Origin of the sequence: Micromonospora siamensis, from assembly GCF_900090305.1 — a bacterium.
Lineage (GTDB): Bacteria > Actinomycetota > Actinomycetes > Mycobacteriales > Micromonosporaceae > Micromonospora > Micromonospora siamensis.
The window spans coordinates 3417150-3437215 of record NZ_LT607751.1 but is presented as its reverse complement, the minus strand read 5'-3'; the positions used below and the strand labels follow the sequence as shown (position 1 = coordinate 3437215).

Genomic DNA, 20066 nt, shown 5'->3' with positions numbered 1-20066 from the left:
ATTTACCGGCTCGACCCTTGACCGACACGGAAACCGCCCCTACGCTCTGCCAAAAGCTTTTGCCAAAAGGTTTTGGCAACCGCCTCACCGACCACCCACCACACGCTCCGGCGTGCGCCCCCACGCGCCCGGACCACCCCTTCGAACGGAGCAGAACCATGGCATCTCGCGCGACAACCAGCGGCTGGCCCCGCCGTGGCTTCCTCGGCCTGGGCGTCGGCGCCGGCGCGGCGGCGCTGCTCGGCACGACCGGCTGCGGCGCCGGTGGCAGCACCGCCGCCGGCGGCTCCGGCGACGACAAGACCCTCACCGTCGCCTGCGAGGGCGGCGGCAAGATCGAGCTCCAGCCCGTGGCCGACAAGTTCAAGCAGGACACCGGCACCACCGTCACCCTGGTCGAGCTCCCCTACGACGGGCTGTTCAACCGGCTGACCAGCGAGCTGTCCGGCAACCGCGCGTCGTTCGACGTGTGCGCCGTCGACGCAGTCTGGATCCCGTTGCTGGCCGGTAAGCTCGCCCCGCTCGACGACCTGTTCACCGCCGAGGTGAAGAACGACCTGTTCCCGGCGCTGGTCCAGGAGGCGCAGTCCGGCGGCAAGTTCATCGGCATGCCGGTCTGGACCAACAGCGAGATCCTGTTCTACCGCAAGGACCTCTTCGAGGACCCCAAGGAGAAGGCCGCCTTCGAGAAGAAGTACGGCTACCCCCTCGCCCCGCCCACCACCTGGCAGCAGTTCACCGACATCGCCGTCTTCTTCACCCGGCCCGGCCAGAAGCTCTACGGCACCGACGTCAAGGGCGCGGTGGAGACCGAGTGGCTGGCCCACGTGCTCCAGGCCGGCTCCCCCGGCGTGGTCCTCGACGACAGCGGCAACGTCATCGTCGACAACGCCCAGCACCTGGCCGCGCTGACCTTCTACGCAGACCTCAACAACAAGCACAAGGTCGCCCCGGCCGGCGCCGCGCAGACCGACTGGAGCGCCGCGCAGAACCTGTTCAACCAGGGCCAGACCGCGATGACCCGGTTCTGGGCGCACGCGTACCGGCAGATTCCCGCCGACGCCAAGGTGGCCGGCAAGGTCGGCGCCGCGCCGATGATCGGCGGCACCGCCGGGGTCGCCGGCATCCCCGGGCCGTGGTACCTGTCCGCCCCGCAGGGCGGCGCCAAGGCCGACCTGGCCAAGCAGTTCATCAAGGCCGCCTACGACAACAACGCGCTGAGCATCGAGACCAGCCTCGGCCTGGCCGCCCGCAAGTCCGCCTACCAGTCGTACGCGGAAAAGCCCGGCTTCGAGTCGTTCGGTCCGCTGCTGTCCACCCTCAACGCGAGCGCCACCCGGCCGCGCCCGGCCAGCCCGCACTGGCAGCGGATCGTCGACAGCGTGCTGGTGCCCACGATCCAGAAGGCACTCACCCCGGGCGCGGACTACGCCGCCCTGCTCAAGGCCGCCCGCACCCAGATCGAGGGCATCGTCAAGTGAGCCCGACAGCGCAGGCGGCACCACCGCGGAGCGCCCCGCGTACCCCGGCCCCGACCGGTGGGCGACGGGCCCGCCGCGGGCTGTCGGACGCCGGGTACGCGACCCTGCTCGCCGCGCCGGCCGCGGTGGTGCTGCTGGCGCTGGTCGGCTGGCCGCTGGTCAAGCTGGTGGTCGACAGCCTCTACACCGGGTCCGGGCTCGGCGACGGACGCAGCTTCGCCGGGGTGGACAACTACCTCACCGCGCTGACCGACCCGGGGATCCGGGCGGCGGCCGGGCGGACGCTGGCGTACACCCTGATCGTGGTCAGCGCCGAGCTGGTGCTCGGCCTGGCGGTGGCGCTGCTGTTCCACCGGCTCGGCCCGAAGGCCCGGATCCTCCAGACGCTGTTCCTCTATCCGCTGATGATCGCGCCGGTGGTCGCCGGCCTGCTCTGGCGGTTCCTGATGATCGACAACGTGGGCATCGTCAACGAGCTGCTCACCCGGGTCGGCATCCTCGACAACCCGGGCGACGTCTCCTGGCTCAGCGACCCGGACCTGGTGCTCTTCTCGGTCGCCCTGCCGGACATCTGGCTCACCACCTCGTTCATGACCCTGGTCCTCTACGCCGGCCTCCAGGCCATCCCGCCGGACCTGTACGAGGCCGCCCGCCTCGACGGCGCCCGCGGACTGCGGCTCCTGGTCAGCGTGACCCTGCCGCTGCTGCGGCCGGTGATCGCGGTGGCGCTGATCATCCGGGGAGTGGACGCCGCCCGGGCGTTCGACGTGATCCTCATCCAGACCGACGGTGGGCCGCAGTCGGCGTCGGAGACGTTGAGCCTGACCATCTACAGGACGATGGTCAGCTACAACGACCCCGGCACGGCCGCCGCCACCAGCACCCTGTTCATGATCGTGATGATGGTGGTCGCGATGGTCGCGGTGCTGACCATCTGGCGACCGGGCAAGGAGTCCTGATGTCGCACCTGCTCGCCGCGCGGGTCAGGACCGGGCTGCTCTGGGCCGCCGCCGTCGCCGTCGTGGTGGTCTACGGCTTCCCCTTCGTCTACCTGGTGCTCACCTCGTTCAAGCCGGCCGTCGACGCCATCGCGGTGCCGCCGACCGTGCTGCCGCAGCGGTTCACCCTGGACAACTACCTCACCGCGCTCAACCGGCCCGGCGTCACCGCCTCGTTCATCAACAGCGTCAGCACGGCCGTCATCGCCACGCTGCTGTCGATGGCCCTGGCGATCCCGGCCGCCTGGGGGATCACCCGCTACCGGACCCGCGCCGGGCGGCTGCTGATGGCCGGCTCGCTGCTGGTCCGGATGGCTCCGGCCGTGGCGATCGGCATCCCGCTGGTCACCATCCTCGGCGCGGCCGGGCTCACCGACACCCCGACCGGGCTGGCGCTGGCCCAGACAACGGTGGCGCTGCCGCTGTCGATCTGGCTGCTGGCCAGCTTCTTCGAGGGGATGCCCCGGGAGATCGAGGAGGCCGCCCTGGTCGACGGCTGCGGCCGGTTCACCGCCCTGCTGCGGGTGATCCTGCCGGTGGTATCCGGCGGACTGGCGGTCACCGCCATCTTCGCCTTCCTCGCCTCCTGGAACGAGTTCCTCTTCGCCCTGCTGCTCACCTCGGTACGGGCACAGACCACCCCGATCGCGATCGCCAACTTCCAGAGCCAGTTCGGCCTGGACTGGGGCCCGATGACGGCCCTGGCGACCCTCTACTCCGTACCCGCGGTGGTGCTGACGCTGCTGCTGCAGCGCCGCATCGTCGCCGGGCTCAGCCTCGGCGCGGTCAAGGGCTGACCCGCTCCACCCCGCACAACCCCCGAAAGGAAACACCATGTCGTTCTGGCGCCCCACCAGCCCGCTGGCGGGCCTCACCCGGGTCAAGGCCGGTCGCTCCAAGCGCGAGTCGAGCTGGGACCGCACCGGCGGGAACCGCGACTTCGCCGTCGTGCCGCCGGGCGAGACCCACGTGCTGGCCGACATCACCGGCACCGGCGTGATCGAGCACATCTGGCTGACCACCCGCTGCTACTCCGAGAAGTACCTGCGCAAGCTGGTCATCGAGATGTACTGGGACGGCGAGGAGAACCCGAGCGTCCGCAGCCCGCTCGGCGACTTCTTCGGCGTCGGGCACGCCACCTGCACGCACTACGTGTCGCTGCCGCTGAGCATGGTGTTCGGCCCGCGTCGCGGCCCGAAGGGCCCGTTCGCCGCCGCGATGAACTCGTACTTCCCGATGCCGTTCGGCACGAGCGCGAAGATCGTCATCCGCAACGAGTCGGACATGCCGATCGAGAACCTGTTCTACTACGTCGACTACGACCTGACCGACGAGGCGAAGCCGGACGACGTGGCGTACTTCCACGCGTACTACCGGCAGGAGAAGCCCTGCACCCCGGTGCCGAACGGCCTCGCTCCCGGTGAGGTGCCGGCGCCGTGGGACCTGCCGGGGGTCAACCTGACCGGCGAGGACAACTACGTCATCCTCGACGCCGAGGGCGGGGCGGGCCACTACGTCGGCTGCGTGCTGAGCATCGACAACCACAACGCCTCCAACCAGCCGTACACCTGGCCGGGCGAGGGCGACGACATGATCTTCATCGACGGGGAGCAGTGGCCGCCGTCGCTGCACGGCACCGGCACCGAGGACTACTTCAACGCGGCGTGGGGCTTCCCCAGCGGCGCGTACGCCGGGCCGTACCACGGCATCAGCCTGGCCAGCAGCCCGCAGGAGCACTTCGGCCTGTGGAGCATGTACCGGTTCCACATCGAGGACCCGGTGCGCTTCTCGAAGTCCATCAAGGTGACGATCGAGCACGGGCACGCCAACGACCAGGGCAACGACTTCTCCTCGGTGGCGTACTGGTACCAGCACCACCCGCACAAGCCGCTGCCGGAGCTGCCGCCGGTGGCCGAGCGGCTGCCGCGCCGCTGGCCCGAGCACGGCCTGTGGGACGAGTGACCGGTCCGATACCGTTGGCCGGCCGTCCTTTCCGGACGACCGACCCCAGCCGAGTGATGCGGTGATGAGCTGATGGGATCCAAGGTGAGCATCCGGGACGTGGCCGCGGCCGCGGGCGTCTCGGTGACCACGGTGTCCCACGTGCTCAACAACAAGTCCGGCACCCGGGTCAGTCCGGAGACCCGCGAACGCGTCGAGTCGGCGGCCCGACAGCTCGGCTACGCGGCCAACGGGCTGGCCCGGGGGCTGCGGCTGCAACGTTCGCACACCCTCGGCCTGCTCAGCGACGTCATCGCCACCACCCCGCACGCCGGCCGGATCATCCTCGGCGCGCAGGAGACCGCCTCGGCCCGCGGCTGGGTGCTCATGCTGCTCACCACCGGCGGCGACCCGCAGGTCGAGCGGCGGGAGATCCAGGCGCTGGCGCAGCACCGGGTCGACGGGGTGCTCTACGCGACCATGTACCACCGGGTCGTACAGGTCCCCGACGAGCTGGGGCCGATGCCGGTGGTGCTGCTCGACGCCGCCAGCACCGACCCCAGCCTGCCCTCGGTGGTGCCGGACGAGATCGGTGGCGGCCGGGTCGCCGTCCGGGAACTGCTCAACCGGGGGCACCGGCGGATCGGCTTCGTGACCAACGTCGACGACATCCCCGCCACCCGCGGCCGCCTGCTGGGCTACCAGGAGGCGCTGCGGGAGGCTGGGGTGCCCTACCGGCCGGACCTGGTGCTCGCCGAGGTCTCCGACACCCTCGGCGGCTACCGGGCGGCCCGGGAACTGCTGACCCGCCCGCGGCGGCCGACCGCCCTGTTCTGCTTCAACGACCGGATGGCGATGGGCGCCTACCGGGCGGCGGCCGAACTCGGCCTGCGGATCCCCGACGACCTGTCGGTGATCGGCTTCGACAACCAGGAGCTCATCGCGGACGGGCTGCACCCCGGCCTGACCACGGTGGCCCTGCCGCACTACGAGATGGGCGCCTGGGCCGTGGAGACCATGGTCGAGCTGCTCAACCAGCCCAAGGGGGCGCGACGGCGCGCCGCGCGGCAGGTCGTCATGCCGTGCCCGCTGGTCACGCGCGCGTCGGTCGCCGCCCCACCCGGCTGACGACGGGTCCCCACCCCCGCCACACACCACCGCCGACCGGCCCTCGCCGGTACGGCCGTACCGACGTACCCCCGCCGCAGCCGCGGCCTCGACGCACCCGCCGCCCCCGGGCGGCGCCGAAGGTAAAGGACCCACCGTGCTGCGACTCCCCGACGCCTGGATCTGGGACTTCTGGTTCGCCCGCGAGGGCGACACCCACCACCTGTTCTTCCTACGTGCCTCGCGGGCGCTCGGCGACCCGGACCGCCGGCACTTCCGGGCCAGCGTCGGGCACGCCGTCTCCACCGACCTGCGCACCTGGACACAGCTCGCGGACGCCCTGGTCCCCGCCGACCGGCCGGCCTTCGACGACGTGGCCACCTGGACCGGCTCGGTGCTGCCCGGGCCGGACGGCCGCTGGCACATGTTCTACACCGGCGCGGGCAGCACCGAACGGGCCCTGGTGCAGCGGATCGGACTGGCCACCTCCACTGACCTGGTCACCTGGGAGCGGCACCCGACCTCGCCGGTGCTCACCGCAGCCGGTCGCTGGTACGAGCGGTTCGGGGACTCCACCTGGCAGGACGAGGCGTGGCGCGATCCGTGGGTCTTCCCGGACCCGGAGGGCGACGGCTGGCACATGCTGATCACCGCCCGCGCCAACGAGGGACCGGTCGACGACCGTGGCGTCATCGCCCACGCCCGCTCGCACGACCTGGTGCACTGGGAGGCACAGCCGCCGGTGACCACGCCGGGCAGCGGCTTCGGTCACCTCGAGGTGCCCCAGGTGGAGATCGTCGACGGCCGGCCGATCCTGATCTTCTCCTGCCTGCACGACCAGCTCGCCGAGCGCTGCCGCGACGCCCGTGCCTGCGGCGTCTGGGCGGTCCCCGGCGACTCGCTGCTCGGCCCGTTCGACGTCACCCGGGCGCAGCGGCTCACCGACGACAGCCTCTACAGCGGCCGGCTGGTGCGTGACGCCGCCGGCGAGTGGCAGCTGCTGGCCTTCCTCAACCACGACGAGCAGGGCCGGTTCGTCGGCGAGCTGAGCGACCCGATCCCGGTGCGGGTCACCGCCGACGGCACGGTGCTGCTCGGCGACGCCGAGCCCGGCACCCCGTACTCGGTGCACGGCCGTCGCGACGTCGCCCCCGACCCGGCCCGGGCCGGCGCGCGGACCCGGGCCGACGACACCACGGCCGCCGCCGACAGCGCGCCCTCCACGGGTACGCCGGCCGACGCGGTCACGGCGGGGGCCTGAGCCGTGCTGACCGTGCTCGGCGAGGCCGTGGTGGACCTCGCCCCGTCCGGGGGTGGCGATCTGTTCGCCGCCCACCCCGGCGGCAGTCCGCTCAACGTGGCGGTCGGGCTGGCCCGGCTCGGCCGGCCCACCGCCATGCTGGCCCGGTTCTCCCGCACCGCGTTCGGCCGCCGGCTGCGCGCGCACGCGGACACCAACAAGGTCGACCTGACGCACGCCGTCGCCGACGACCGGCCGGCCACCCTGGCCGTGGTCTCCCTCAACCCCACCGGGACGGCGGAGTACGACTTCTACCTCACCGGGACGGCCGACTGGCAGTGGACCAGCGACGAACTGGTCGGGCTGCCGGCCGGCACCGAGGTGCTGCACACCGGCTCGCTGGCCGTACTGCTGCCGCCCGGGGCGGACGTGGTCGCCGACCTGCTGGCTCGGGAGCACGCGGCCGGGCGGGTGCTGGTCAGCCTCGACCCGAACGTCCGGCCGGCGGTGCTCGACGACCCGGCCGCTGCCCGGGCCCGGCTGCTCGCCCTGGCCCGGTACGCGCACCTGGTCAAGGCCAGCGACGAGGACCTGGCCTGGCTCCTGCCCGGCGCCACCGTGGAGCAGGCCGCCGCCCACCTGATCGCCCTCGGGGTACGCCTGGTCGTGGTGACCCGCGGCGCCGCCGGCTCGTACGCGGTCACGGCCGACGGAGTGCAGCGGCACCACCCGGCCCGGCGGGTGACCGTGGTGGACACCGTCGGGGCCGGCGACGCCTTCACCGCCGGCCTGCTCGACGCGCTGGTGGAGGTCGCGGCCGCAACGCCGTCGGCGGTGGGTTCACTCGACGCCGCCGGGCTGGACGCGGTGCTGGAACACGCGACCCGGGTCGCGGCGATCACCTGCGGGCGACCCGGCGCGGACCCGCCCCACGGGCAGGAGCTGGCCGGCCTCGTCGACGCCTGAGCATCGCAGGCCGCTCGCCGGACATGCCGCTGGCCGGCACCCCGTGGTGGGATGCCGGCCGGCGGTGTGCTGTCTTCGGGTCAGTTGTTCCAGTGCTGGGCGACCAGGTCGGCGGCCTGCTGCTCCCACTGCGCGTACGCATCCGGGTAGGCCGACACCTGCACCGTCTGGGCGGCGTCGGTCAGCGGCATGTCCTGCCACCCGTCGACCTGCTTCAGACCCTTCAGAAACGCCAGGGTGGAGTACTCGGGGTCGGTGATCTGCTCCGGCGTTCCCCAACCCGAGCTCGGGCGCTGCTGGAACAGGCCCAGCGAGTCGTGGTCATTCTTGTCGCCCAGGTGGCCCAGGTTCTCCAGCTTCGACTCCTGCAGGCTGGTAGCGATCGAGATGACCGCGGCCCGCTCGGGCAGACCGGCCTTCTTCGTCGCGGCGATGATCGCCTTCACATTGCCGGTCTGCTCGTCGTTCAGATCGATGTGCGACTGGGTGCCCTGCACGCCGTGCGGGATCAGCTTGCCGGCGTCGGGCTTGTCGGCCTGCACGACGGCGGCCGGGGTCAGGGCGGTGGTGGGGGTGGTGTCGGCGTGGTTCAGCGGACCGGCGGCCATCCCACCGGCGAAAGCCAGACCAGCGATACCCAGCACGCTCTTGGTCAGCATCGAGTTCATGGGAAAGCTCCATTCGGGGGTCGGCACGCCACCCGATGGGGGTCAGGCGACGCGCAAGCACCGTCAGGCGCTCAAAAAGTCTTGGGGGGTGTCCGGCACGGCCACGGACCCGGCGGGGCTCGTCGTGGCGGCGGACCATGTGTAACGACCGCCAGCCCCACATCATTCCCGGGGGCCCGACCCGATCCCGTAGGTATCGGCGCTGGCAGCCGGGGGTGCTGCTGCGGTCGTCCAGATGATGTAACGACCCGGGCCCGGCCGCCATTCCACCGCCCGGGTGCGGCCGGTCACCCGCGATTCGGACAATCACCCCAACGCGCCCGTCGCGGGCATCGGCGACGTGACTCCGTGGAGATCCTGGGAAGAATCGACCGGCATGCCGCCCCGAACCTCCAAGATCGGGCGCGATCGGGGAGACCGGTCAACCGACGTGAACGCCCCGACGGCTGCCTCCACGCGCCTACAGGCTTGAGAGCACAGATGACTCATCCGCAACGGTCACGCGGGTCGTCCGGCAGGCCGCCGTGCCGGTCGCACACACCGAGATGTGGCAGGTCTGTGACTCGTTCACGCTCTCAGGTCTGTAGCCGCCGAACCGGCCCGATCCGTCGCAGTCCACGAAACGGCCGCCGGCCACCGACGGCCGACGACGACGCGACGGCCGGGCCCGAACTCCCGGGTCGGCGCCGGGGCGCGGGAGCGTCGGCCTAGAGCGGGCGGGGATGGGGCTGGTCCAGGGGCATCGGCACCTGGAGGAAGGTGGCGCCGCGCAGGTCCAGCCAGGCCCGGTCGGGCGAGCGGACCAGGCGCAGCATCACCTCGGTGCAGTTCGGGCAACGTCCGACCAGGCCGGGCGCGTGCGAGAAGACGTGCAGTCCGGCCATCGGGCCGACCATCCCGCAGGACTCGCAGCGGCCGGTGGCGCTGCTCAGGTCCACCGCGAAGAGCTCGCGCAGCGGCCCGTCGAGCATGTTGCCGTCCAGGTACGACATGTCGGTCATCAGCGTCTCCTCGCCGTTCACCCGGTGGGGCCGAACCGTTCGGTGCGGATCCGCCGGGACTGGTGACCCAGCCCGACCAGCAGGTCCGCTGCCGTCTCCACGAAACCGGTCGGCCCGCAGACATAGCAGAGCGGCTCCAGGTCGGCCGGCCAGCCGTGGGTGTTCAGGTCGGCCAGCCCGATCCGGTGCGGCTCACCCCGCCAGCCGTCCGGCGCGGCCCGGGTCCAGACGTACGCGACGTCCAGGCCGTGGTCGTCGCGGGCCCGGCGGCGCAGCTCCTCGGCGTAGATCACGTCGTCGGGGGTGCGGACCGAATAGACCAGCCGGAACGCGGACCGGTTGCCGGCCGCGCGCCGGGCCCGCAGCATGGCCATCAGCGGCACGATGCCGGAGCCGCCGGCCACCAGCAGAACCGGCGCCTTCTCCTCCGGCCGCCAGACGAACCAGCCGCCCACCGGGCCGCGTACCTCCACCGGGTCGCCGGTGGCCCAGACGTCGGTGAGGTACGGCGAGACCTCACCGTCGGGCACCTTCTGCACGGTCAGCGCGATCCGCTCCCCCTCGGCCGGCCCGGCCAGCGAGTACGAGCGGGCGGCCTGGTAGCCGTCGGGGGCGGTGAGCCGCACGTCGACGTGCTGCCCCGGCAGGTGGCCGGGCCAGCCCGGCACCTCCAGCACCAGGGTCTGGGCCGTCGCCGTCTCCACCCGGCGCTCGACGAGGCGGGCCACCCGCCAGGTCAGGGGGGCGGCGGCCCGGCTGCCCGACGCGGCGGCGGTCACCTCAGTCACCCTGGTAGCGCTGCTCGCGCCAGGGGTCGCCGTAGTCGTGGTAACCGGCGGTCTCCCAGAAGCCGGGCTGGTCCATGGTCTTCAGCTTGATGCCGCGGACCCACTTGGCGGACTTCCAGAGGTACAGGTGCGGCACCAGCAGCCGCGCCGGGCCGCCGTGCTCGGGGTGCAGCGGGGCGCCGTCGAAGGTGTGCGCCACCCAGGCCCGCCCGCCGCGCAGGTCGTCCAGCGGCAGGTTGGTGGTGTACCCGCCGTAGGAGTGGGCGAGGGCGTAGTGGGCGTCGGTGTCGACGCCGTCGAGCAGCGTGTCCAGGGAGACGCCCTGCCAGCTGGTGTGCAGCTTGGACCACCGGGTGACGCAGTGGAGGTCGACCTCGGCCGTCTCCTGGGGCAGGGCCATCAGCTCCGCCCAGGACCAGCGACGCTCGTCGCCGTTCTCGGTGGTGATGACGAACTCCCAGGTCTCCAGCGGCACCTTCGGTGTCGGGCCGGCGGAGAGCACCGGGAAGTCCTCGGTCAGGTACTGCCCGGGCGGCAGTGCCGGTTCGGCCGAACGCGGCCGCCCCTGGAATCCCGGAGACACGATTCCCACTCGTAGTTCGTACCACCCTGGGGCGGCGGGACGGGAGCTTTCCCGTACGCCGGACCCACCGGAGGCGTCGCGGCCCGCCGGGGTCGACGGGCCGCGACGCGCCGCGGTCAGTGCTGCCGGTCGGCGACCACCTCGCGGTCGCCGGGCTCCCGGTGGCGGGTGGCCCGCAGGCTGGTCAGGGTGACCACCACCAGAACACCGATGATCACGCCCAGCGAGGCCAGGGTCGGGATCTCCGGGACGCCCTTCCAGATGCCGTGCGCCCAGTGCAGACCCAGCTTGACGCCGATGAAGGCCAGGATGATGGCCAGGCCGTAGCTGAGGTGCACCAGCCGGCTCAGCGCGGCGTGCAGCACGAAGTAGAGCGCGCGCAGGCCGAGCAGCGCGAAGGCGTTGGTGGCGAAGACCAGGTAGGGGTCCTCGGTGATGCCGTAGACGGCGGGCACCGAGTCGACGGCGAAGACGATGTCGGTGGCCAGCACCGCGACCACGACCAGGGCGAACGGGGTCAGCGCCCGGCGGCCCTGCTGGCGGATGGTCATCTTCGTGCCGTGGTACTCCTCGACCACCGGCATGAACCTGCGCAGCAGCTTGACCGACCGCATCTTGTTGATGTCGACCTCCTGCTCGTGCCCGGAGAGGGCGTCGCGCAGCAGCTTGATCGCGGTGGCGACCAGGATCAGGCCGAACAGCAGGAAGGCGAAGTCGAGGGTCTGCAGGGCGGCGGCGCCGAGGGCGATGAAGATCGCGCGCAGCACCAGCGCGCCGGCGATGCCGTAGAGCAGCACCCGCTGGGCCAGCACGGCCGGCACCGCGAAGGCCGCCAGCAGCAGCATGAAGACGAAGAGGTTGTCGACCGAGAGCGACTTCTCGACCAGGTAACCGGTCAGGTACTCCACGCCCTGCTGGGAGCCGAACCGGGACCAGATCCAGGCGCCGAAGGCCAGCGGCAGCGCGATGTAGAAGGCCGACCAGCCGAGCGCCTCGCGGATCGACACCTCGTGCGGCTTGCGGGTGACCAGGAAGTCCAGCACCAGCAGGACGAGCACGCCCGCGATGGTCACCGCCCACAGCGTGGGGGTGCCGACGGACGACAGCTCACCGGCGGACAGGTACGACAATTCGGTCATGGGGCCTCCTCGAACACCGTGACATGTTCGAGGTCTCCTTCACCCACTGATCGTGGGCAACCACCCGAGGCACGCCCGGGGCGCGCCGTACTGACCGGCATGGTTCGTGGGAAGTACTCCCCTCGTGCGACCAGGTTAGGGCAACCTTGCCGGATCGCCAAGAAACGACGCAACGTCAGCCCCCGGCGCGGCCCAGGGTCCGCCGGTACAGCTCCAGGTGCGCGGCGGCCACCCGGGGCCACGTGTACGCGGCGACGAACGCCCGCCCCCGCTCGGCCAGCCGGCGACGCAGCACCGGATCGGCCAACAGCCGGCCGACCGCCGCGACGATCGCGGCGCTGTCCGCCCGCTGCCTGATCACCGCCACCGCCCCGGCCCGGTGCGGCTCCCCGTCCCCACCGTCGGGAACGGTGACCGCCGTCGGGACGCCGTGCGCCAGCGCGGTGAGCAGTTCGCCACTGGTCGCGCCCACCCCGGCCACGGCGGGCAGCACCACCACGTCGGCGGCGTGCAGGGCGGCGGAGAGCCGGTCCGGACCCACCGGACCGGTCACGGTGACCGCGTCCGCGACGGCGTACCGGCGGGCCAGCGCGGCCGGCTCGTCCGCCGGATCCCCGACCGTCCCGCCGCCGATCACCAGCAGCCGCAGGTCCGGATGGGCACGGCGCAGCTCGGGCAGCGCCCGAACCAGGTGTCCCAGGCCGCCCTCCGGCCCGGCCGGCCCGAGGAAGGCCAGCAACGGAGCGCCCTCCGGCAGGCCCAGCCGGGCCCGCATCCGCCGCCCCTGGGTCGCCGCGCCCGGCTGGTCGGCGACCGGCGGCGCGACCGGGATGTGCACCGGCGCCGCACCCGGCACGTCGATCCGCGGGTCGGTGACCACCACCGCGGCGCTGCCCGGGGTGAGCCGGTCGGTCAGATGGCGCAGCGCCGTCGCGAGACGTCCCGCCCGGTGCCCGTCGTGGTCACCGTCGGCGTGCAGCGTGGTGACCAGCGGGGTGGCCCGGGGCAGCAGGCCGGGGAGCAGCCCGGGCAGCCGGTACGCCGTCGACGGGAGCTGCACGTGAACCAGGTCCGGATGCAGGCGGCGTACCTCGCGGGCGGCCCGGGAGCCGGCGGTGAGCCCGCCGGGGCCGACCGGCACCGGCTCGACCCGTACGCCCGCCTCGTCCAGCGCCCGCACCAGGTGGGCGAGGTAGTCGCCGAGCCCGTCCGCGTCCGGGTCGTGCAGCATGGCCACCCGGATCCGCTCGTCGGCCATGCCACCCCTCCGCTCACCTGTCGGCGCGGGGGCGTTCCCGTGCCCTGTCGCGGCAAACCCGTTACGCCTATCGTGGGCCGGTGACCGACGCCACCGAAACTGCCGCGCCGACCGGACCGCTGGCCGGGGTCCGGGTGGTCGAGCTGGCCGGCATCGGGCCGGGCCCGTTCGCCGCGATGATGCTCGCCGACCTGGGCGCCGAGGTGATCCGGGTGGACCGGGTCGCCGACGCCGACCCGACCGCCGAGGGCCCCCATCCCGACCTGCTCAACCGGGGTCGCCGGTCGGTGGCGGTGGACCTGAAGTCGCCGGGTGGGCGCGCGGCGGTGCTCGCCCTGGTGGCCGGGGCGGACGTGCTGCTGGAGGGCTTCCGGCCCGGGGTGACCGAGCGACTCGGCCTGGGACCGGTGGAGTGCCTGGCGGTCAACCCACGGCTGGTCTACGGCCGGATGACCGGCTGGGGGCAGGACGGTCCGCACGCCCCGTACGCCGGCCACGACATCGACTACCTGGCGTTGACCGGTGCGTTGCACGGGGTCGGGCGGGCCGGTGAGCGGCCGGTGCCGCCGATGAACCTGCTCGGCGACTTCGGCGGCGGTGGGATGATGCTGGCCCTCGGCGTGGTGGCCGCCCTGTACGCGGTCCGCGCCGGCGCTCCCGGCCAGGTGGTCGACGCGGCCATCGTGGACGGCGTGTCGGTGCTGAGCACCCAGATCCACGCGCTGCGCCGACTCGGCATGTGGCGTGACGAGCGCGGGGTCAACCTGCTCGACGGCGGCGCACCGTTCTACGACACGTACGAGTGCGCCGACGGTCGGCACCTCGCGGTGGGCGCGTTGGAGCCGCGCTTCTACGACGAACTGGTCCGGCTCGCCGGGTTCCCGCTCGACGGCGAGGAGGCATTGGACCGTACCGACCCGGGGAACTGGCCGGCGCTGCGCGAGTCGTGGGCCCGGTTGTTCCGGACCCGCACCCGGGACGAGTGGGCGGAGCTGCTGGCGTCCTCCGACGCCTGCGTCGCCCCGGTGCTGGACTGGGCGGAGGCGCCCGCGCACCCGCACCTGGCGGCCCGGCGGACCTTCGTGACCCATGCCGGGGTCAAGCAGCCAGCCCCGGCGCCCCGGTTCTCCGGTACGCCGACCGCGCTACGCCGCCCGCCGCCGCATCCCGGGCAGCACACCGACGAGGTGCTCGCCGAGGCGGGGCTGGACGCCGAAGGGATCGCCGAGCTACGGGCGGCCGGCGCGATCGCCTGACCCGCGTGGTCGGCGCGTACCGCCGTCCCGGGCCGCGGACGTCCCGGGCCGCGGGCGGCCCGGAGTGCGGCCGCGGACGGCCCGGAGCGCGGGCGGTCAGGCGCGGCGCAGCCCGACGCCGGGAGCCATCGCGGGTTCCACCAGGTCGCGGTAGTCCCGGGGCAGCTGGGTCACCACGTCGTCGAACTCGTCGCCGGTCACCGCCTCGCGCAGGGTGGTGAGGACCGCGCGGGCGGCGGCCCGGGCGGTGGCCTCGTCCGCGTCGGCCCGCTCGCCGACCCGGGCCCCGAACTCGCGGGCGCCGAACCGTTCGGCCGCCTCGTCGTGCGGGCCGGTCCGCAACGCCAGCCGCAGCGGATCGGGCAGTTGCGCGGCGAGGTCGAGCACCTCCCCGCCGGTCAACCGTTCCGCCAGGGTACGCAGCGTCGCGTGGATCAGCTGGACCGCGCGGTCGGGGTCGAGGCCGGTGCGTTGCGCGACCTGGTCGACGAAGGTGTCGTAGTTCATCGGTGCACTCCCCTCCCCGGTCGGGCCGGCCGCCGGGCCGGCGCGGGGTACCCGCCCGGGGGACCCGGAAACCGCCGAATTCGCTCCCGGATCGGCGCGTGAGCGGGCCGCGGACGGGTAACCGCGGCCGGTCGTGACCGGAACGAAGTGCCGAGGAGCCCGACTGATGGCGACTTACTCCGACGTCCTGCAGTACCTGTCGAGCCTGGACTATCCGGCCGAGAAGGACGACGTCGTACGCGAGGCCGAGCGGGAGGGCGCCCCGCCGGAGGTGTTGCGGGCGTTGCGGGCGCTGCCGCCGGTCGACTACGCCAACGGCACCGAGGTGGCCCGGTCCGCGAAGATCGAGGCCGCCCCGGAGGTGGGTACGGCGCAGCGGGCCGAACAGGCGCGGGACAAGCGCCACCAGCGCGTCTCGCAGCACCTGCGCGGCATCTGACCCGCCTCCCGGTGTCCGCGACACCCGCGCCGGTGACCCGCCGGTGAGGCGGCTCGCCGACTACGACGGACACACCCCGGCCGCGGTGCAGTTGGCGGTGATGGGGCTGGTGGGTGCGCTCTGCGCGGTGGCGTTCGCGGTGCTGGTCTCGGTGCCGTTGAGTCCGCTGGTCGGCTGGGACGCCGCCGCGCTGACCTGGCTGGGCCTCGCCTGGCGGCGGCTGTGGCCGTTGGACGCGGCGGGCACCGAGCAGCTGGCGATGCGCGAGGACCCGAACCGCGCCACCCGCGACGCGCTGCTGCTGGCGGCCTGCCTGGCCAGTCTGGTGGCGGTGGCCGTGGTGCTGACCGCGGCGCACGCCGCGCCGGCCCGGCTGTCCCGGGACGCCTACGGCGGGCTCGGCGTGGTCAGCGTCTTCCTCTCCTGGTTCGTGGTGCACACCGTGTTCGCCACCCGGTACGCGCGGCTCTACTACGGCGGCGTCGACGGGGGTGTGGACTTCCACCAGCAGGGCCGGCCCTGCTACGCCGACTTCGCGTACCTGGCCTTCACCGTCGGGGCGACGTTCCAGGTCTCCGACACCGACATCTGCAGTCCAGAGATCCGCCGGACGGTGCTGCGGCACGCGGTGGTGTCGTACCTGTTCGGGGCCGTCATCATAGCGGCGACGGTGAACCTGCTGGCCGGCCTGGCCGGGTGAGACCGGGGGGAGAGAGAACCGCGGGCGCCCCGGGTCACGAACCGCGACCGGGGCGCCCCACAGGACCTGCCGTGCCGGTGGTTCACGCCCGAACCGGGTCGCGATCGCCGTACGGCGGAGATACGCCCGAACCGGGCGGGCATCACTGCCGGTACAAGCATACGGCGTCACGTCATCCGTTCGGGGGACTTTGGCGAATGTGTGGCCCGGCCCACCAGGCGGGCCGGGCCGGCTCTGGACTGATCAAGCACTCAGTTCGGCGTACCGCTTCTCCAGGTCGACCCGGGCGAGCGCGCCGACCAGCCAGGCCAGCCGCTCCGACTCGCCACTGCCGGCGAGTCCGGCGAGGTCGTCGGCGGAGCGACCCAGCCCCAGCCGCCGGGCCGCGGCCAGGGCGTGCCGGTCGGCGACCGGGGCGACCTCCCGCCACAACGCCTGCGCCTCCCGCAGGAACAGGTCCACCACCTCGGCGTCCACTCCGGGCAGCTCGGTGAGCAGGCGCCGTTCGGCGGCCGGGTCGTGGTGCGCGACGGCCCGCAAGCGGCGCAGGTCGCCCCGGTACCGGTCGACGACGGTCCGGGCCAGGTCACCCAGCCGGTCGGCGAGCGCGTCCACGTCGCCGCGCTGCCCGTGGTCGCGCAGCACGCGTACCCGGTCGGCCTGCAACGAGCGGGCCAGCCGCGCCGCGCTGTCCCAGCCGGCGTCGCGCAGCGCGGCGGCGGCCTCCACGGCCCGGCGGTGGTCACCCCGTCGGGCGAGCAGCACCGACAGGCAGAGCAGCTGGAACAGGCTGGACGGGTTGTTGGTGACCCGGAAGCCGTACTGCTCGGCGAACCCGCGCCCGCCGCCGGCCAGCCGGCGGACCAGGCGCTTCTTGTCCTCGATGGTGGAGCTGGCACTGGTCGGCATGCCGGCGACTACCCGAACCGGTGGCCGGCACTCCTGCCGTCGGTCAGCCGTGCAGCCCGCCCCGCCGGTCGCGGGCCTTGAGGCGGGTGGTGGGCAGCGCCGGCGCGGGCAGCGGCGGCGCCGGGTCGTCGGCGACCACCCCGAACCGGTCACTGCCGGCCATCCACTCCTCCCGGGCGGCGGCCACCTCCTCGTGGGACCGGCCGACGAAGTTCCACCACATCACCAGCGGCTCCTCGAAGGGCGTCCCGCCGAGCAGCAGCAGCCGGCACTCCGGGGTCGCCCGCATGGCCATCGACTCCCGCCCGGCACCCAGGTAGAGCAGGGCGCCGGGGGCGAGCGGCACCCCGTCCACCTCGGCCGCGCCGGAGAGGGCGACCATGGCGTACTCGAAGTCGCGGCGCAGCGGCACGGCGGCCGGGGCGGCACCGCGCAGCTCGAGCTGCGCGCCGAGCAGCGGGGTGTGGGCCTTCGCCGGGGACCGTTCGCCGGCCAGCTCGCCGACGAGGAGCGTGACGTCGAGGTCCCCGTCGCGGAAGCGAGGCAGGTCGGCGTGGTGGGCGAAGTCCGCCGGGCCGGAGCGGGCCGGGTCGGGCAGGGCCACCCAGAGCTGGGCGCCGTGCATCAGCGGCGGGTGGGCCCGCGGCGAACGCTCGGAGTGGGCGATGCCGTGCCCCGAGGTCATCACGTTGAGCTGGCCGGGCCGGATGGGCTGCACGTTGCCGAGGCTGTCGCGGTGCAGGATCTCCCCGTCCAGCAGCCAGGTCACCGTCTGCAGGCCGGTGTGCGGGTGCGGTGGGACCTCCATGCCGGGCCGCTCGGTCACGTCGTCGGGACCGAAGTGGTCGACGAAGCACCAGGCGCCGACCATCCGCCGCTGCCGCTGGGGCAGCAGCCGGCGTACCGTCGTGTACCGACCGAGCGGCACGTCGTGTCCCGGCAGCAGCACGCTGCCCGGGTCGGCGTCCGCCACGCCGGGCGGTCGGGTCTGTGCCGGCAACGATTCGGTACGCTCCACCGGCCCGACTCTACGCCGGGCCCGCGCCGACGCTCACCGTGTTGGCACCCGCCACCAGGTCAGGTAGCAACTCAGGGTCGGGTCTGATCCCGCTGTCGGCCGGCCCACCGATCCGGTACAGGTCCTCACCGAGGTCCGGGATCAGGTCGGCAGCCGGGACCGGACCTTGGCCGCACAGGACTCCACGGCTTGCCGCGAGTCGAAGCCCAGGCTCTCGATCGCCACGAGGGCGGTGAAGACCACGTCGGCCAGCTCCCCCACCACGTCCTCGGGGGCGTGCGTCACCCCCTTGCGGGGGTTCTGGCCGAGCACCCCGATCCACGCCCCGGCGGCCTCCCCCGCCTCCTCGCTGAGCTTGAGGATGCGGGCGGTCAGCTCCGCCCGGCCTGTGCCGTTGGCGGCGTCCAGCCACGATCGGGAGGCCCGGGCGGCGGCCCAGATCGACTCGTCCATCCGACCAGTGAACCGGACGGGGCCGTCGGGACGGCCGGCAGGGCCCACCCGGGTCGGGCGCGGGTCGGACCTCTGTGGACGCGCCCGCTGACCGTTCGGTCAGTCAACGATTGACAGGGATCGGTGACCGGCCTAGTTTCAGTGCGCTACCGACCGGTAGGCATCCCGTCCCACCGGCCGCCCCCGGCGGGCGGCACCGTCCCCGGGGGAGCAACGATGCTGTCCACCACCCGACTCACCCGCCGCCTGCTGGCCGCGGGCGCCGCCCTCACCCTCGCCCTGGGACTGACCGGCGCCGCCCCGGCCGCCGCCGCCGTCGGCGAGGACGACGGCAGCCAGCCGCTGCCCGGCTACACGATCAGCAACCCGCCGCTCGCGCCGCTGCAGATCGACGGCGCCACCACCACCGTCCGGCAGGGTGTGCACGAGCACGCCGCGTACATCATCGAGACCCCGGCCAACTGGAACGGCGAGCTGGTGATGTGGGCGCACGGCTACCGCGGCCAGACCCCGGTGCTGTCGCCCGAGACGCCCGCGTTCGGCCTGCGCCAGCGGATGCTGGCCCAGGGGTACGCCTGGGCCGCGTCGTCCTACGACCGCAACGGGTACGACATCCGCTCCGGGGTGCTGACCACCCGGGCGCTGGCCGACCTGTTCACCGACACGGTGGCCCGGCCGAAGCGGGTGCTGATGGCCGGGGTGTCGATGGGCGGCCACATCATCGGCCGCTCGCTGGAGCAGTACCCGGGCTACTACGACGGCGCCCTGCCGATGTGCGGGGTGCTCGGTGACCACGAGCTGTTCGACTTCTTCCTGGACTACAACCTGGTCGCGCAGGCGCTGGCCGGGGTGCGGGCCTACCCGACGCCGCCGGACTACCTGACCAACGCGGTGCCCCGGATCCAGGTGGCGCTCGGGCTGGCGGGGCTCAAGCCGGGCGGACCGGACACCACCAACGCGCTCGGGAAGCAGCTGCGCGAGATCACCGTGAACCGTTCCGGCGGTGACCGGCCGGGCGCCGAGGCGGCCTTCGCCGTGTGGAAGGACTTTCTGTTCGGCATCGCCACCACCAACGGCGGCGACTCCCCCGCGCAGCGGCCCGGTCAGCTCGCCACCAACCTGCTGACCTGGTACACGCCGAACAGCCCGGTGAACGTCAACGCGACCGTGCAGCGGGTGGCGCCGGAGAACCTGTGGCAGCGGGTCCTGCCGACCCTGACCGAGGTGCCGCGGATCGCCGGCCGGCCCACCGCGCCGGTGCTCAGCCTGCACGACCTGGGCGACATGTTCGTGCCCTTCTCCATGGAGCAGGCGTACGCCCGGGACGTCGCCCACCACGGGCGCAGCCGGCTGCTGGTCCAGCGGGCCGTCCGCGCCGCCAACCACTGCGAGTTCAGCCCCGCCGAGGCGGGCGCGGCCTGGGACGACCTCACCACCTGGGTACGCGGTGGCGCACGACCGGCCGGCGACGAGGTGACCGACCGGAAGAAGGTCGCCGCGGCGGACTTCGGTTGCCGGTTCACCGACCCGACGGCGTACGGCACGGGCACCCGCCCGCTCTTCGCGCGCTGCCCCTGACGGACCCGGACACGCCGCTGGCCGGCACCCGTCAGG

The 20066-nt window shown here is 73.3% G+C and carries 21 protein-coding genes; 11 read left to right on the top strand and 10 right to left on the bottom strand.

Annotated features, from left to right (window positions below; genetic code table 11):
* Nucleotides 1–158 precede the first annotated feature (158 nt).
* The 7 genes from GA0074704_RS15800 to GA0074704_RS15770 all read left to right on the top strand — a co-directional run bounded on the left by GA0074704_RS15800 (nucleotide 159) and on the right by GA0074704_RS15770 (nucleotide 7733).
* Complete coding sequence (locus GA0074704_RS15800; RefSeq protein ID WP_088971219.1) at nucleotides 159–1481, top strand: ABC transporter substrate-binding protein; 1323 nt, start codon at nucleotides 159–161, stop codon at nucleotides 1479–1481.
* Nucleotides 1478–2440 carry a carbohydrate ABC transporter permease gene (locus tag GA0074704_RS15795; RefSeq protein WP_197697537.1) on the top strand — a complete coding sequence of 321 codons (963 nt, stop codon included), beginning with the start codon at nucleotides 1478–1480 and terminating at the stop codon, nucleotides 2438–2440. Before GA0074704_RS15800 ends, GA0074704_RS15795 begins: the two co-directional genes overlap by 4 nt.
* Complete coding sequence (locus tag GA0074704_RS15790; RefSeq protein WP_088971218.1) at nucleotides 2440–3276, top strand: carbohydrate ABC transporter permease; 837 nt, start codon at nucleotides 2440–2442, stop codon at nucleotides 3274–3276. Before GA0074704_RS15795 ends, GA0074704_RS15790 begins: the two co-directional genes overlap by 1 nt.
* A gap of 37 nt (nucleotides 3277–3313) precedes the next feature.
* Nucleotides 3314–4441, top strand: a complete 1128-nt coding sequence (locus GA0074704_RS15785) for a glycoside hydrolase family 172 protein (protein WP_088971217.1) — start codon at nucleotides 3314–3316, stop codon at nucleotides 4439–4441.
* A 72-nt stretch (nucleotides 4442–4513) separates the two neighbouring features.
* Nucleotides 4514–5548 carry a LacI family DNA-binding transcriptional regulator gene (locus GA0074704_RS15780; protein ID WP_088971216.1) on the top strand — a complete coding sequence of 345 codons (1035 nt, stop codon included), beginning with the start codon at nucleotides 4514–4516 and terminating at the stop codon, nucleotides 5546–5548.
* A 136-nt stretch (nucleotides 5549–5684) separates the two neighbouring features.
* Nucleotides 5685–6788 (top strand): glycoside hydrolase family protein, encoded by a 1104-nt coding sequence (locus GA0074704_RS15775; protein WP_088971215.1) that lies wholly within the window; start codon nucleotides 5685–5687, stop codon nucleotides 6786–6788.
* Nucleotides 6789–6791: 3 nt separating this feature from the next.
* Nucleotides 6792–7733 carry a carbohydrate kinase family protein gene (locus GA0074704_RS15770; RefSeq protein WP_088971214.1) on the top strand — a complete coding sequence of 314 codons (942 nt, stop codon included), beginning with the start codon at nucleotides 6792–6794 and terminating at the stop codon, nucleotides 7731–7733.
* Between the two features lie 80 nt (nucleotides 7734–7813).
* Here the strand turns inward: GA0074704_RS15770 and GA0074704_RS15765 are convergent, their stop codons facing one another.
* From GA0074704_RS15765 to GA0074704_RS15740, 6 genes are all read right to left on the bottom strand, one after another.
* Nucleotides 7814–8401, bottom strand: a complete 588-nt coding sequence (locus tag GA0074704_RS15765; protein WP_088971213.1) for a hypothetical protein — start codon at nucleotides 8399–8401, stop codon at nucleotides 7814–7816.
* A 707-nt stretch (nucleotides 8402–9108) separates the two neighbouring features.
* Complete coding sequence (locus GA0074704_RS15760; RefSeq protein ID WP_088973713.1) at nucleotides 9109–9402, bottom strand: DUF6510 family protein; 294 nt, start codon at nucleotides 9400–9402, stop codon at nucleotides 9109–9111.
* 17 nt (nucleotides 9403–9419) lie between these two features.
* Nucleotides 9420–10181 carry a ferredoxin reductase gene (locus tag GA0074704_RS15755; protein WP_088973712.1) on the bottom strand — a complete coding sequence of 254 codons (762 nt, stop codon included), beginning with the start codon at nucleotides 10179–10181 and terminating at the stop codon, nucleotides 9420–9422.
* Between the two features lies 1 nt (nucleotide 10182).
* Entirely contained in the window at nucleotides 10183–10773 is a 591-nt protein-coding gene (locus GA0074704_RS15750) for a sulfite oxidase-like oxidoreductase (protein ID WP_197697536.1), read from the bottom strand.
* Nucleotides 10774–10889: 116 nt separating this feature from the next.
* On the bottom strand, nucleotides 10890–11912 hold the full coding sequence (locus GA0074704_RS15745; protein ID WP_088971211.1) for a TerC/Alx family metal homeostasis membrane protein: 1023 nt from the start codon (nucleotides 11910–11912) through the stop codon (nucleotides 10890–10892).
* A 175-nt stretch (nucleotides 11913–12087) separates the two neighbouring features.
* On the bottom strand, nucleotides 12088–13170 hold the full coding sequence (locus GA0074704_RS15740) for a glycosyltransferase family 4 protein (protein WP_088971210.1): 1083 nt from the start codon (nucleotides 13168–13170) through the stop codon (nucleotides 12088–12090).
* Nucleotides 13171–13250: 80 nt separating this feature from the next.
* Here GA0074704_RS15740 and GA0074704_RS15735 point away from each other — a divergent pair, with 80 nt between their 5' ends.
* On the top strand, nucleotides 13251–14426 hold the full coding sequence (locus GA0074704_RS15735) for a CaiB/BaiF CoA transferase family protein (RefSeq protein ID WP_088971209.1): 1176 nt from the start codon (nucleotides 13251–13253) through the stop codon (nucleotides 14424–14426).
* A 96-nt stretch (nucleotides 14427–14522) separates the two neighbouring features.
* Here the strand turns inward: GA0074704_RS15735 and GA0074704_RS15730 are convergent, their stop codons facing one another.
* Entirely contained in the window at nucleotides 14523–14933 is a 411-nt protein-coding gene (locus GA0074704_RS15730; RefSeq protein WP_088971208.1) for a DUF2267 domain-containing protein, read from the bottom strand.
* A 166-nt stretch (nucleotides 14934–15099) separates the two neighbouring features.
* On the opposite strand from GA0074704_RS15730, the gene GA0074704_RS15725 reads away from it, so the two are divergent.
* Nucleotides 15100–15372: a DUF2795 domain-containing protein gene (locus GA0074704_RS15725; protein WP_088971207.1), complete on the top strand. Its 273-nt coding sequence runs from the start codon at nucleotides 15100–15102 to the stop codon at nucleotides 15370–15372.
* Between the two features lie 43 nt (nucleotides 15373–15415).
* Nucleotides 15416–16072 (top strand): DUF1345 domain-containing protein, encoded by a 657-nt coding sequence (locus GA0074704_RS15720; RefSeq protein WP_197697535.1) that lies wholly within the window; start codon nucleotides 15416–15418, stop codon nucleotides 16070–16072.
* A gap of 243 nt (nucleotides 16073–16315) precedes the next feature.
* On the opposite strand, the gene GA0074704_RS15715 is transcribed toward GA0074704_RS15720, so the two are convergent.
* The 3 genes from GA0074704_RS15715 to GA0074704_RS15705 all read right to left on the bottom strand — a co-directional run bounded on the left by GA0074704_RS15715 (nucleotide 16316) and on the right by GA0074704_RS15705 (nucleotide 18452).
* Complete coding sequence (locus tag GA0074704_RS15715; protein ID WP_088971206.1) at nucleotides 16316–16981, bottom strand: HhH-GDP family DNA glycosylase; 666 nt, start codon at nucleotides 16979–16981, stop codon at nucleotides 16316–16318.
* A gap of 43 nt (nucleotides 16982–17024) precedes the next feature.
* A complete protein-coding gene (locus GA0074704_RS15710) occupies nucleotides 17025–17999 on the bottom strand; it encodes a pirin family protein (RefSeq protein ID WP_088971205.1) in 975 nt (324 codons plus the stop codon).
* A 141-nt stretch (nucleotides 18000–18140) separates the two neighbouring features.
* A complete protein-coding gene (locus tag GA0074704_RS15705) occupies nucleotides 18141–18452 on the bottom strand; it encodes a MazG-like family protein (RefSeq protein ID WP_088971204.1) in 312 nt (103 codons plus the stop codon).
* Nucleotides 18453–18668: 216 nt separating this feature from the next.
* Between GA0074704_RS15705 and GA0074704_RS15700 the strand changes: the two genes are divergently transcribed.
* Nucleotides 18669–20030: an alpha/beta hydrolase family protein gene (locus GA0074704_RS15700; protein WP_231926464.1), complete on the top strand. Its 1362-nt coding sequence runs from the start codon at nucleotides 18669–18671 to the stop codon at nucleotides 20028–20030.
* The last annotated feature ends 36 nt before the right edge of the window (nucleotides 20031–20066 follow it).

What these genes read in the sequence shown, in the direction of transcription:
- GA0074704_RS15800 (WP_088971219.1), top strand. Translation starts at nt 159, where the DNA reads ATGGCATCTCGCGCGACAACCAGCGGCTGGCCCCGCCGTGGCTTCCTC.
- GA0074704_RS15790 (WP_088971218.1), top strand. Translation starts at nt 2,440, where the DNA reads ATGTCGCACCTGCTCGCCGCGCGGGTCAGGACCGGGCTGCTCTGGGCC.
- GA0074704_RS15785 (WP_088971217.1), top strand. Translation starts at nt 3,314, where the DNA reads ATGTCGTTCTGGCGCCCCACCAGCCCGCTGGCGGGCCTCACCCGGGTC.
- GA0074704_RS15780 (WP_088971216.1), top strand. Translation starts at nt 4,514, where the DNA reads ATGGGATCCAAGGTGAGCATCCGGGACGTGGCCGCGGCCGCGGGCGTC.
- GA0074704_RS15765 (WP_088971213.1), bottom strand. Translation starts at nt 8,401, where the DNA reads ATGAACTCGATGCTGACCAAGAGCGTGCTGGGTATCGCTGGTCTGGCT.
- GA0074704_RS15760 (WP_088973713.1), bottom strand. Translation starts at nt 9,402, where the DNA reads ATGACCGACATGTCGTACCTGGACGGCAACATGCTCGACGGGCCGCTG.
- GA0074704_RS15745 (WP_088971211.1), bottom strand. Translation starts at nt 11,912, where the DNA reads ATGACCGAATTGTCGTACCTGTCCGCCGGTGAGCTGTCGTCCGTCGGC.
- GA0074704_RS15740 (WP_088971210.1), bottom strand. Translation starts at nt 13,170, where the DNA reads ATGGCCGACGAGCGGATCCGGGTGGCCATGCTGCACGACCCGGACGCG.
- GA0074704_RS15730 (WP_088971208.1), bottom strand. Translation starts at nt 14,933, where the DNA reads ATGAACTACGACACCTTCGTCGACCAGGTCGCGCAACGCACCGGCCTC.
- GA0074704_RS15725 (WP_088971207.1), top strand. Translation starts at nt 15,100, where the DNA reads ATGGCGACTTACTCCGACGTCCTGCAGTACCTGTCGAGCCTGGACTAT.
- GA0074704_RS15715 (WP_088971206.1), bottom strand. Translation starts at nt 16,981, where the DNA reads ATGCCGACCAGTGCCAGCTCCACCATCGAGGACAAGAAGCGCCTGGTC.
- GA0074704_RS15705 (WP_088971204.1), bottom strand. Translation starts at nt 18,452, where the DNA reads ATGGACGAGTCGATCTGGGCCGCCGCCCGGGCCTCCCGATCGTGGCTG.
- GA0074704_RS15700 (WP_231926464.1), top strand. Translation starts at nt 18,669, where the DNA reads ATGCTGTCCACCACCCGACTCACCCGCCGCCTGCTGGCCGCGGGCGCC.